The organism is Streptomyces sp. CA-249302 (assembly GCF_050936785.1).
Taxonomy (GTDB): domain Bacteria; phylum Actinomycetota; class Actinomycetes; order Streptomycetales; family Streptomycetaceae; genus Streptomyces.
The window spans coordinates 9,898,272-9,909,646 of the sequence record NZ_JBNJMG010000001.1 but is presented as its reverse complement, the minus strand read 5'-3'; the positions used below and the strand labels follow the sequence as shown (position 1 = coordinate 9,909,646).

General features: G+C 71.2%; 12 protein-coding genes. 4 read left to right on the top strand and 8 right to left on the bottom strand.

Annotated features, from left to right (window positions below):
- Positions 1–38 precede the first annotated feature (38 nt).
- A complete protein-coding gene (locus ACQEWB_RS44740) occupies positions 39–617 on the top strand; it encodes a dihydrofolate reductase family protein (RefSeq protein ID WP_432841776.1) in 579 nt (192 codons plus the stop codon).
- On the opposite strand, the gene ACQEWB_RS44735 is transcribed toward ACQEWB_RS44740, so the two are convergent.
- On the bottom strand, positions 593–880 hold the full coding sequence (locus ACQEWB_RS44735; RefSeq protein WP_432841774.1) for a hypothetical protein: 288 nt from the start codon (positions 878–880) through the stop codon (positions 593–595). The two genes, ACQEWB_RS44740 and ACQEWB_RS44735, sit on opposite strands and share 25 nt — an antisense overlap.
- A gap of 204 nt (positions 881–1,084) precedes the next feature.
- Entirely contained in the window at positions 1,085–1,222 is a 138-nt protein-coding gene (locus ACQEWB_RS44730) for a hypothetical protein (RefSeq protein ID WP_432841772.1), read from the bottom strand.
- 68 nt (positions 1,223–1,290) lie between these two features.
- Between ACQEWB_RS44730 and ACQEWB_RS44725 the strand changes: the two genes are divergently transcribed.
- The 3 genes from ACQEWB_RS44725 to ACQEWB_RS44715 all read left to right on the top strand — a co-directional run bounded on the left by ACQEWB_RS44725 (position 1,291) and on the right by ACQEWB_RS44715 (position 4,249).
- The gene (locus tag ACQEWB_RS44725; RefSeq protein WP_432841770.1) at positions 1,291–1,509 is read left to right on the top strand and encodes a response regulator transcription factor; all 219 of its coding nucleotides are present in this window, start codon (positions 1,291–1,293) and stop codon (positions 1,507–1,509) included.
- 284 nt (positions 1,510–1,793) lie between these two features.
- Positions 1,794–2,855 carry a DUF3500 domain-containing protein gene (locus tag ACQEWB_RS44720; protein WP_432841768.1) on the top strand — a complete coding sequence of 354 codons (1,062 nt, stop codon included), beginning with the start codon at positions 1,794–1,796 and terminating at the stop codon, positions 2,853–2,855.
- Positions 2,855–4,249, top strand: a complete 1,395-nt coding sequence (locus tag ACQEWB_RS44715; RefSeq protein ID WP_432841766.1) for a HupE/UreJ family protein — start codon at positions 2,855–2,857, stop codon at positions 4,247–4,249. The genes ACQEWB_RS44720 and ACQEWB_RS44715 overlap by 1 nt, the downstream gene beginning before the upstream one ends.
- Positions 4,250–4,255: 6 nt before the next feature.
- On the opposite strand, the gene ACQEWB_RS44710 is transcribed toward ACQEWB_RS44715, so the two are convergent.
- From ACQEWB_RS44710 to ACQEWB_RS44685, 6 genes are read right to left on the bottom strand one after another with little or no spacing between them, the layout of a single operon-like run.
- The gene (locus tag ACQEWB_RS44710) at positions 4,256–5,122 is read right to left on the bottom strand and encodes an ABC transporter ATP-binding protein (protein ID WP_432841764.1); all 867 of its coding nucleotides are present in this window, start codon (positions 5,120–5,122) and stop codon (positions 4,256–4,258) included.
- Positions 5,119–6,129, bottom strand: a complete 1,011-nt coding sequence (locus tag ACQEWB_RS44705; RefSeq protein WP_432841762.1) for an ABC transporter ATP-binding protein — start codon at positions 6,127–6,129, stop codon at positions 5,119–5,121. Before ACQEWB_RS44705 ends, ACQEWB_RS44710 begins: the two co-directional genes overlap by 4 nt.
- Positions 6,126–7,010: an ABC transporter permease gene (locus ACQEWB_RS44700; RefSeq protein WP_432841760.1), complete on the bottom strand. Its 885-nt coding sequence runs from the start codon at positions 7,008–7,010 to the stop codon at positions 6,126–6,128. The genes ACQEWB_RS44705 and ACQEWB_RS44700 overlap by 4 nt, the downstream gene beginning before the upstream one ends.
- Positions 7,007–7,966 carry an ABC transporter permease gene (locus ACQEWB_RS44695; protein ID WP_432841758.1) on the bottom strand — a complete coding sequence of 320 codons (960 nt, stop codon included), beginning with the start codon at positions 7,964–7,966 and terminating at the stop codon, positions 7,007–7,009. The genes ACQEWB_RS44700 and ACQEWB_RS44695 overlap by 4 nt, the downstream gene beginning before the upstream one ends.
- A gap of 5 nt (positions 7,967–7,971) precedes the next feature.
- Complete coding sequence (locus ACQEWB_RS44690; protein WP_432841756.1) at positions 7,972–9,609, bottom strand: ABC transporter substrate-binding protein; 1,638 nt, start codon at positions 9,607–9,609, stop codon at positions 7,972–7,974.
- Positions 9,606–11,282, bottom strand: coding sequence for a CocE/NonD family hydrolase (locus ACQEWB_RS44685; RefSeq protein WP_432841754.1), 1,677 nt, complete (start codon positions 11,280–11,282; stop codon positions 9,606–9,608). Before ACQEWB_RS44685 ends, ACQEWB_RS44690 begins: the two co-directional genes overlap by 4 nt.
- Positions 11,283–11,375 lie beyond the last annotated feature (93 nt).

The window sequence follows — 11,375 nt, the reverse complement described above, 5'->3', positions numbered from 1 at the left end:
ATCTCCGACAGCGATCAACCGCCCGCGAGGAGACCACCATGACCGCCACCTACACGTTCGACGTGTTCTCCAGCCTCGACGGCTTCGGCGCCGCCGGCGGCGACTGGACCGGCTACTGGGGCAAGCAGGGCCCCGAACTCCTCGACCACCGCCTCGCCGAGTACGGCGAGGAGCAGCGGATGGTCTTCGGGGCCAACACCTTCCGGGCGTTCACGGCGATGCTGGCCTCGGCCGACGAGGGTGCCGAAGTGCGTGACCCGTGGGTCACACGGATGCGGAGCCTGCCGGCGACGGTGGTGTCGACCACGTTGAAGGAACCCCTCGACTGGCCGGACGCCCACGTCCTGAGCGGCGACGCCGTCGACGTGGTCGCCCGGCTCAAGGAGGAGTCCGAGGTGCCGCTGCGCTCGCACGGCAGCCTCGCCATGAACCGGGCGCTGATGGCCGCCGGACTGGTCGACCGCGTCCAGGTGACGCTCTTCCCCGTGATCACCGGCCGGACCGGACTGGACCCGATCTTCCGGGGTGCGGCCGACTACGACCTCGAACTCATCGGGTCCCGGACGCTGGACGGCCGCATCCAAGAGCTCGTCTACCGGCCCACTCTGCACATCTGAGAGAACACTGGGCTCCACTCCAGAACCGCGAGCCGACGCGAGGGCCGGTGGCGCCACCAGGCGACGGCGAGGAAGACGATCAGGCCGCCGACCGGGAGGGCGCAGATGCTCCAGCTGACGGCGTACGGCGGGCCGGGCTGATCGAGGACGGTGATGTTGCTCAGGGTGCCCGTGCCCTGCCCCTGGCTGCCGTTGATGGTGAAGGTGAAGCTCCACTTCCCGGCCGTGGAGAGGGACTGGACGTCCAGGCCCCAGACCGACAACTTGCGGGGGTGGCGTGCCGGTTGGCCGCCGATGCCGCCGTCGGGGGCGAAGGTGAAGTCGAGGGACTGGTTGGCCCCAGCGGCCCCTTGGAGAAGCCGACCGTCAGGTTGTAGGGGCCGGCCTTGACCTTCTCGGTGTGGACGATGTCGACCGGCGCGGTGGCGTGACGACCGGCGCGGGTTGCGTGCTTGCGGGCACATCGGTCAGCTGCCTTCCTGGCCAAGGGAGTTGGCGGGGTTGTTGAGGTGGAGCAGCACCGCGAAGCGGGAGCCGAGGCAGCCGGCCAGGGTGCCGAACACCAGCCCGAGAAGGGGGTCGGTGACGAGCGTGCTCGCGGACATGCCGGACCGGGGCCAGCGGTTTCCTGCTCAAGAGCCTGCCGCCGGAGGAGCTCATCGCCGCGGTCCGGGTGGCCGCCCTGGACCAGCTCACCGCACGGCGACGCGAGGTGCTGCTCCTCATCGCCGAGGCGCACACCAACGCCGAGATCGCCGCCCGCCTCGGCATCGGCGACGAGACGGTCAAGACCCACGTCTCCCGCATCCTGACCAGGCTCGACCTGCGCGACCGCGTCCACGCGGTCGCCTACGCCCATGTGCGTGGAATCGTCAAACGAAAGCCCCGATAAAACCGAATTTCAGGCGCGAATCGGGCCAATCGAACTCAGGTAAAGAACCTGAAAATCATGGACGCCCGCCACAGGATCGCACAGCTGAATCCGAGTGCCGCTCGATTCCATCCACAGGGGCGACTGGTGGAATTTATCTCACCCAAACAACGGTGCAGGGTTCGCGAAAGCCCCATGGGATTTATCAGCCGCGAGATTCTGCACAGCCTACCCAGAAGGGACCGTCAAAGGTGACGGAAAACAACACGCATCGCCGGTTAAAGAATCGGTGGAAGCGGGCCGGCGTGGCCTTCGCGGCAGGTACTGCCCTTCTTTTCGGGGCGGTCTATGTCAACGCGAATGCGGCGACCGGTTCGAGCGACTCGACAAGCGGTGACGCCTCGACGACCGCGACCTCGGCGTCCTCCTCGGTGTCGGACGTCGTCGACGCGGCCAACACCTTCCTGGACACGCTGGACGACGACCAGCAGTCCGAGGTGCTCCTCGACTTCACCGAGGCCAACGCCACCGCCTGGTCGAACCTTCCGTGCGGTTCGACCTGCCGGGTCGGCATCGAGTTCAGCACGCTCAGCGACACGCAGCTGACCGCCGCCAAAGCGGTGGTCGAGGCGGCGACCGGTACCGGCAGCGGCACCGGGTACGACCAGGTCTCGCAGATCCTGGCGGCCGACGACTACCTCGGCGAGACCGCCAGCGGCTACGGCAGCGGCAACTACTACCTGGCGTTCCTCGGCACCCCGAGCACCAGCGGTACGTGGCAGCTGCACTTCGGCGGTCACCACCTCGCGGTCAACCTCACCTACAAGGACGGCGAGGTCGAGGGCACCACGCCGTACTTCGTCGGGGTGGAGCCGACCAGCTGGACCGAGGACGGCACCTCGTACGAGCCGTTGGCCGCGCAGAGCGACGCCATGCAGTCCATGCTGAGCAGCCTGAGCACCAGCGAGCTGTCGGAGGCGAAGCTCTCGGAGTCGTTCAGCGACGTGCTGCTCGGCCCGGGTGACGACGGCGACTTCCCGACCACCAAGGAGGGCCTGGCGGTCAGCGAACTCACCTCCGCGCAGCAGAAGTTGGTGCTGGCCGCCATCGCCCCGTGGGTCGAGGTGGCGGACGACACGACCGCGGAGTCCGTGCTGAGCACCTACGAGTCGGAGCTCGACGAGACCTACATCGCGTACTCCGGGGGCACCGACTTCGACACCCAGGGCGACTACGTCCGTATCGACGGACCGGGCGTCTGGATCGAGTTCGTCTGCCAGGACGGCGTGGTCTACACCAGCAAGATCCACTACCACACCGTCTACCGCGACCACAACACCGACTACGGGGGAGAGTTCTCGTTCTGATGAACCGTCTGCCGATCTCACCGTCGCATGCACTGCGCATGCTGGCCGGGATCGCGCTGGCGGTGACGGCGGCGCTGCTTCTGGCAGCGCCGCCCGCTGCCGCGCATCCCATGCCCCACTCGGTGCTGCTGCTCGACGTGCACGAGACGTCGGTGACCGCCGAACTGGACCTGCCGGTCAGTGACTTCTCCCGGGCCAGCGGTATCGCCCTGGACGACTCCACCACGGCCGGGCAGCTGTCGGCGCGGACCCCCGCGATCCGCCGCTACCTGACCGCCCATGTGCATCCCACCACCAAGCAGGGCAAGGCGTGGTCCGTCAGCTTCGGGTCCATGGCACTGGGCCGGACGGAGCAGACCTCCACCGGCCCCTATCGCGAACTGACTGTCAAGGCCACACTCACTCCGCCGGCCGGTGGGGACCCGCGCCGCTTCGTCCTCGACTACGACGCGATCGTCCACCAGGTCGTCACCCACACCATCCTCGTCTCCGTCCGCCAGGACTGGGCCGCCGGCCGGGTCGGCGGCGACGGGCAGGACGGTGCGACCCAGGTCGGTGTCATCCGCATCGACGCCCGGAACATGACCGTGGCCCCCCTGACCGTCAATCTGGAGAGCGGGAGTGTCTGGAACGGGACGTACGCCATGTTCCGGCTGGGTGCCAGTCACATTCTCGAAGGCACCGATCACCTGCTTTTCCTGCTCATTCTCCTGCTGCCCGCACCGCTTGAGGCGGCGGGAAAGCGCTGGCGCGGGCTGACGAGCGCCCGCACCGCCGTCCGCCGAATCGGCCGGACCACGCTCGCATTCACCGTCGGGCATTCCATCGCACTCGCACTGAGTGCTTTCGGTCGTCTCGACATTCCGGCCCAGCCGGTCGAGGCATTTATCGCCTTCAGTATCCTCGTCGGTGCCGTGCATGCAATTCGCCCGATCTTCCCCGGGCGGGAAGCAGTCGTCGCCGGAGTCTTCGGTCTCGGGCACGGCCTGGCCTTTTCGCTCACCCTTGCCGAGATGAATCTCTCCACCAAACAATTGGCCCTCAGCCTTGCGGGATTCAATTTCGGCATCGAATGCATGCAGCTCCTTCTCGTCCTCCTCGCGCTGCCGAGCCTGATCTGTCTCACCCGGCTGCGCAGGCACGCCGCGGTGCGTGCCACGTGCGCGGCGCTGACCGCCGCCGCGGCCCTCGGCTGGCTGGTGGACCGGCTCGGCCTGGCCAACCCCGTCGCCCGCGCGGCGGACAGCGCCGGTACCCACACGTCCCAGCTGCTCGTCGTCCTCGCCACCGGCGCTCTGCTCGCCACGCTCTGGATGATCGCCGTCCACCGACGCGGCCGGGTGGAGCCGAACCTGAAGAGAGGGGTCTCGTCGAGCGCGTCGAGTCGTGCGTAGCCGGCCTCAGCCGCCCGTCCGCACCTCCCGCCGGATGCGGTGCGGTCGCCAGCCCGGCCGCGGGATCGAGGCCAACAGGGTCCGGGTGTACGGGTGTTGGGGGTCCGTGAAGATGCGGGCGACCGGGCCCTGCTCGACGATGCGGCCCCGGTGCATGACCACGGCCTCCTCGCACAACTGCCGTACGACCGCCAGGTCGTGGGTGACGAAGAGCAGGGTCGTGCCGGTGCGTTCGCGCAGGTCGGCCAGGAGGTTGAGGATCTGGGCCTGGACGGAGACGTCCAGGGCGGCGACGGCCTCGTCGAGGAGGAGGACGTCGGGTTCCAGGGCCAGGGCGCGGGCGATGGCGGCGCGTTGGCGCTGGCCGCCGGAGAGACGGGCGGGCCGGGCGTGGGCGAGGCCGGGCAGGCCGACGGTTTCCAGGAGCTCGGCGGCCCTGGCCCGGCGGGCGGAGCGGTCGGTGAGGTCGCCGGGCAGACGGTGGGCGTGCAGGCGCAGCAGCTCGGCCAGCCCGTCGCCGATCGGCTGGCGCGGGTCGAGGCTGGAGTAAGGGTCCTGGTGCACGATCTGTACGGTCGCCGCGCGGGCCAGACGGGCGGCGCGACCACGGAGCCGACGACCGTCGCTGTCGCCGTCACCGTTGCCGCCCAGGACCACGCGCCCGGCAGACGGCTCCTCCAGACCGGCGACGAGCCGGATGACCGTCGATTTCCCGGCCCCGGACTCACCGACCAGGGCGAGGGCCCCACCCCGCGCCACCCGGAAGCTGACGTCCTCGCAGGCGGTGATCTCGCCCTGGCGGGTGGGATAGCGCTTGGTCAGACCGAAGACGTCGAGAAGGGGTACGGGCGTTACGGCAGCGGACGCGCTCATGTCGCGGCCTCCTTTCGGCGGTCGAGGTCGCCCGCGAGTTCGGCGGCGCGGTGGCAGGCGACCGAGCCGGTCGGGTCCGGGTGCAGTGCGGGGCGTTCGGTGCGGCAGCGGTCCTCGGTGAAGGCGCAGCGGGCGGCGAAGGGGCAGCCCTCTCCGGTTTCGTGGGCGGCGGCCGGGTGGCCGGGGATGACGGGCAGCCGTGCGCCCGGCTCGCCCAGGCCCGGGCGGGCGGCGAGCAGGCCCGCGATGTAGGGGTGGCGGCGGCCGGTGTGCAGGTCGGCGGCGGGGCGGAGTTCGACGATCGTGCCGGCGTACATGACGGCGATGCGGTCGCAGACGGCCGCGGCCAGTTCCAGGTCGTGGGTGACGAACAGCAACGCGAGGTTCCGCTCGCGCCGTTGTTCGTCGAGTACGGCCATGACGTCCTGCTGGGTGGTGACGTCGAGGGCGGTGGTGGGTTCGTCCGCGAGCAGCAGCCGGGGTTCGGTGACCAGGGCGGAGGCGATCATCATGCGTTGCAGCAGCCCGCCGGAGAGCTGGTGCGGGTACTGGCGCAGGCGGCGCGGGCCGTCGGCGATGCCGATGTCGGCGAGCAGTGGGAGGAGGCGTTCCTCGGCCTGAGGGCGCGTCAGGCCCAGGTGGCAGGTGAGGGGTTCGGTGAGGAAGTCGCCGAGGGTGCGCACCGGGTTGATGTGGGCCCGGGGGTTCTGGAAGATCATCGCGGCTTCGCGGGAGAGGTAGCGGGTGAGCCGCTCACGGCTCATGGCCTGGACGTCCTGGCCCTCGAAGGCGAGGGTGCCGCGGGTCCGTGCGTCCCGTGGCAGCAGCCGTACGGCGGCGCGTGAGGTCAGCGACTTCCCGGAGCCGGACTCCCCGACCAGGCCCAGGGCCTCGCCGGGGGCGAGGTCGAAGGTGACGTCGCGGACGAGGGTGCGGGGCTGCTGCCGCCGGCGGTGCAGGTCGATGCCGAGGTGCTCCGCGCGGAGCAGGGCGGGGGCGGTGCTCATCGCGGGTCCTCCCGGTCGATGCGGGCGGTCAGCGTGTCGCCGAGGAGGTTGAAGACGACGACGGTGACGACGATCAGGCCGCCGGACATCAGGCTCTGCCCGGGCGCCCCGGCGAGCAGGGAGGACTGCCCCTCGGAGACCGTCAACCCCCAGTCGGCGGTGGGTGGTTGGACGCCCAGGCCCAGGAAGGAGACCCCGGCGAGGTCGATGAGGGCGGAGCCGAAGGCGGCGGTTGCCTGGGCGACGACGAACGGCGTCAGGTTGGGCAGGAGGTGCCGCAGGTTGATCCGCCAGGCGGACATGCCGGCGGCCTCCAGGGCGGCCACGTAGGGCAGCCGCCGCTCGCGGACGGCGACCGAGCGCACGATGCGTGCCATGTACGGGAGATAGGCGACGGCCAGTGCGACCACGGGGGCGGTGAGGCCGGGGCCGAAGACGGCGACGGCCAGGACCGCGAGCAGCAGTCCGGGGAAGGCGAAGAGGACGTCGTTGATCCGGCTGACGACCCGGTCGAGCCAGCCGCCCCGCCAGGCGCAGAGCAGCGCGACGGCGACTCCGCCCACGGTGGCGCCGACGATGACCAGGGCGGGCCCGAGCAGGCTGACCCGGGCGCCGTACAGCAGCCGGGAGTACAGGTCGCGGCCGAGGGCGTCGGTCCCGAGCCAGTGCGCGGCGGACGGGTCCTGACTGGCCGCGGCCATGTCCACGGTGTTGGGCTGGTGCGTGGCCAGGACGGGCGCCAGCACGGCGAGCGCGACGAGGAGTACGGCGAGCGCGGCCGGTACGGCGGTGCCGGGTGTGAGACGTCCGGCGCGGATGCGCAGGGACAGTCCGCGGGTGCCGAGCCGCAGGGCGGGCGCGGCTTCGGTGGCGTCGCTCATCGGGAACTCACCGCCCGGATTCTGGGGTCAAGGGCCGAATTGAGTACGTCCGTCGCGCTGTTGACGGCGATGAAGACGACGACCATCAGCAGGCCGACGGCCTGGACGACCGGCGTGTCCTTCTGGGCGACGGCGGCCACCAGCGCCGAGCCGAGCCCGTTGAGACCGAAGGCCTGCTCCACGACGACGTCCGCGGCGATCAGCCCGCCGACGGTCAGTCCGACGGCCGTACTGATCGGGATCATGGCGTTGCGCAGGATGTGTCGGCGCAGGATGCGCCCGCCGGGCAGGGCACGGCTGCGCGCGGTCTCCACGTGTTCCCGGCCCGCCTCCTCGCGGACGGCGGCCCGGGCGATCTGGGCGAGATAGGCGGCCCAGGCGATCGCGAGCGTCACCGCGGGCAGGGTGAGGTGGTGGAGGCGGTCGCCGAGCGCGGGTCCGCCGCCGCCCAGGGCGGGGAACCAGTGGACCTTCACCGAGAGCAGGGCGACCAGTGCGGAGGCGGCGACGAAGGCCGGCACGGCCAGGCCGACGCCGGTGAACGCGGCGACGACGGTGCCGCCGCGCCGGGCCACCGCGGACCAGATGCCGAGCCCGAGGCCGAGGACGACGATCAGGACGGCGGCGTAACCGACGAGCAGCAGGGTGTCGGTGACCCGGGGGCCGAGGAGCGAGGAGACGGACTGCCGGTAGGTGAGGGAGGTGCCGAGGTCGCCGTGGAAGAGGCCGGTCAGCCAGTCCCAGAACCGCACGGACAGCGGCCGGTCCAGGCCGAGTTGGCGGCGGATGGCGTCGACGGTGCGTGCGGAGGCGCGCGGTCCGGCGAGCCGGCTTGCGGGGTCTCCCGGGGCGAGGTTCAGCGCGGCGAACATCGCGAACGCGGCGACCAGCATGGTGAGGGCCGTGCCGAGCAGGCGCAGCAGCCAGGTGAGCGCGGAGCGGGCGAGGGGCTGCACGGCGGTCACCTGCTTCCGATCCGGGCGAGGGAGGGCGAGAAGAGGGCGGCGAAGGAGGTGGGGGCGCCGGTGATGCCGTTGTTCATGTAGGTCACCTCGTGCAGGGAGAGCAGCGGGACGGCCAAGGTGCGGGCCTCCCAGCGGCGTTGCGCCGCGATGATCAGGGCGGCGCGGGCCCGGGGGTCGCTGGTCTGCTGGGCCTCGGCCAGCGCGGAGTCGACGACCGGGTCGGAGAAGCCGGTCCAGTTGAAGATGGCGTCGGAGAGCGCCAGGTTGGGGACCCAGTCCAGCGGGTCGGGGATGTCAAGGAACGTCTCGGCCAGCGCGAAGTCGAGGCCCTTCCGGTAGGAGGGGTCGTAGAACATGCTGGAGAACTGGAGCGCGGGCAGCTGGCGCACGGTGAGCGTGATGCCGATGGACCTGGCGGCCTGCTGGATGACGGCCGCGGTGCTGAGCAGGTCCTGGGAGCCCGCCTGCACCGCCAGGACCGCGGAGCGCAGCTCGCCCCGGTGCTTGGCGACCAGTGCCCTGGCCTCCTTCAGATCCGCGGCGGTCGGGGTCGCGTGCACGAGCGGCATCGAGGCGGCGGCCGCCTGGTAGTCGGCCTTGGCGGCGGGGTCCCAGCCGGTCTCCGGCAGCACGGTGGTGCTGGGGACGGCGGCTCCGCGGTAGACGGTACGGGCGAGTTGGCGCCGGTCGATGGCCAGGCTCAGCGCTCGCCGGATGTCCGGGTCCGCGGACATCCCGGTGGACTGGACGGGGATCATCTGCAGCGACTTGAGGCTGGGGCCGTAGTAGAGCCGGCCGCCGGGGCTGCCGGTGAGCGTGGGCAGCGCGGAGTTGGGCACTTCGTAGGCGCCCGCGATCGCGCCGCTGGCCAGGGCCTGGGTGAGCGCGGTGGTGTCGGTGACGAACAGCAGCGTGACCTTGTCCGCGTGCGCCCGGTGGGCCGTGTCCCAGTAGTGCGGATTGGCCTTCAGCTCGATGCTCGCGCCGGAGGTCCACTTCGCCAGCCGGAACGGCCCCGAGCACATCAGACCACCGGCGGCGGTGCCGAACTTCCTGCCCGCGCGCCGGGCGTAGCGGGCCTGGACGACCGTGCCGGCGGTCGTGGCCAGTTCCTTGAGGAACAGCTCGTCCGGCTTACTGAAACGCACGGTGACGGTGTGGGCGTCGGTCGCCTCGATCGAACTGACGTTGACGAAGAAGGAGTTGGCCACCGCGCTCGGGTCCAGCTGCCGCTTCAGGCTGTAGACGACGTCCGCCGAGGTGAGCGCCGTACCGTCCCAGAACCGGACGTCGTCGCGGAGCCGCAGCACCAGCGTCCGGGGATCCGGCCGCTTCCAGGACCTGGCGAGCGCCGGGGACGTGCTGTAGTCGGGGTTGAGGCGCAGCAGGCTGTCGCAGAGATTGCTGACCACGAGATACGGCGACGAGTCGCCCGCCTGCTGGTAGTCCAGGGTGGTCGGCTCGCCGGTCGGCAGGTCCCAGACCAGCGAGGACAACCGGCCGCGTGCCGGGTCCGAGGTCGTCCGGAGCAGCCCGCTCCCGAGTGTGGCCGCCGGCAGGCCGGTGCAGCCGGAGAGGCCGAGGGCCAGCGCCGTGACGGAAGCCGCCGCGGCGAGCAGTTGCCGCCAGGTCATGAGACGCGCTCCGGGTCCAGGACGGTCAGGGAGAGCGAGGAGGGCCGTTCGCCGCCGGTGGTGAGGGTCTGGGTGGTGGGTTTGCCGGTCGCCGCGAGCCAGGGGTTCTCCTCCGTGCCCGGATGCGGGAGGTAGGTGGGGAAGTCGCTGGAGGCGATGTGCAGGCGCAGGGCGTGGCCGGGGCGGACCCGGTAGCCCGCGTGGGTGAGGTCGAAGGCTGCCGGTGCGGGTGGTCCGCCGGGTATCAGCCGCTGCCCGCTGACCAGCACATGCGCGCGGCCGTCGGGTGAGACGTCCAGCAGCTTGAGGTGGACATGGGCGCCCGGGCCGTCCGTCCCTACGTTCAGGGTGGCCCGCACCGGGCCCGCCAGGTCGAGCGGCTGGGTGACCGCCTCGGTGGTGAAGGTGAGGACGTCCGAACGGCGGTGCAGGGACGCCTCGTCGACGTGGTGGCGCACGGCGGAGAACGAGTCCTCCAGCAGGCTCGGCACCAAATCCGCAGGATCGTGCACCCAGGTGACGGCCTGTTCCGCGGCCGCCGGATCCGCGCTCAGCCCGCCACCGCGCTCGTCGACGGCCGCCCGCGGCGCGTCCGACAGGCGGAGCCGGAGGTCGCGGGCTCCGGGCGGGGGCCAGGCCGCGGCCGTACGATCGCCGACGTGCCCGTGGTGCCACCGCACCCGCGGCAGGCTCTCCGCCGCGCCCTCCTCCTTCACGAACACGTCGAAGAACGCCACCAGCGGATCGAGGTGGCGGGGCAGCAGCCGGTCCACGGCCGAGTCGACCGTCGCGTGGTCCAGTTCCGGCGGCACCGGGACGTCGTCCAGGTGATAGCCCTCGTGGTCGATCGAGTCGACGTGCAGGTACTGCAACGGCGCCCACCGCGGCCGTGCGGCCAGCTCGGCCCAGTCGTTGATGCTGGGCTTCAGGCAGTTGTCGTACCAGCCGGCCTGGTGCAGCACCGGGATCGGGCGGCCGTCGAAGGGGTGCCCGTGCGGGAACGCCGGCAGGGTCCTGACCTCGGGGAAGTAGGCGTCCCACATGGCGGGCCGGGAGCCGATTCCCTCGGCGATCGTGTCCATCACGGCGGACAGCGGGCGCCGGGTCAGGTCCGGGGCGAACTCGTACGACCAGTTGTCGGTCCAGTAGGCGGCGAAGTAGAGCGCGCCGAAGAGCTGGGTGATCCCGTCGCGGTGCCAGTAGTCGGGGCGGATGCCGTCGGCGCCGGTGACCCGGGGAGCGATCGCCCGCAGGGCCGGGTGTCCGGCGGAGGCGGCGGCCCACTGGGTCGCGCCGTAGTACGAGTCCCCGAACATGCCGACCCGGCCGTCGGACCAGTCCTGCCGGACGATCCAGTCGAGGGTGTCGTAGCCGTCGTCGGCCTCGTGCACGAAGGGCATGGTCTCGCCCTCGGAGCGGAACTTGCCGCGCACGTCCTGCACCACCACGGCGTAACCGCGGGCGGTGAGATACGCGGCGATCCGGTCCATGAAGACGTAACGGCTGTTCTTGTCGTACGGCAGCCGGACCAGCGCCGTCGGCAGTCGGCCGGTGCGGTCGGGCGGCAGGTAGACGTCGGTGGCCAGCCGGGTTCCGTCCCGCATCGCGACCATGACCTGGGTCGCGGTGTCGGGCACGGGGGCGGGCTCGGCGCGCTGCACGGGAAGCGGCATCACTGCTCCAGCGGGGAGACGGGGTGTGGCTTGCCGAGGATTGAACAGTGATGTGAACACTGTTGTCTAGACTGTTCCCGCAGTTTCTCCTTA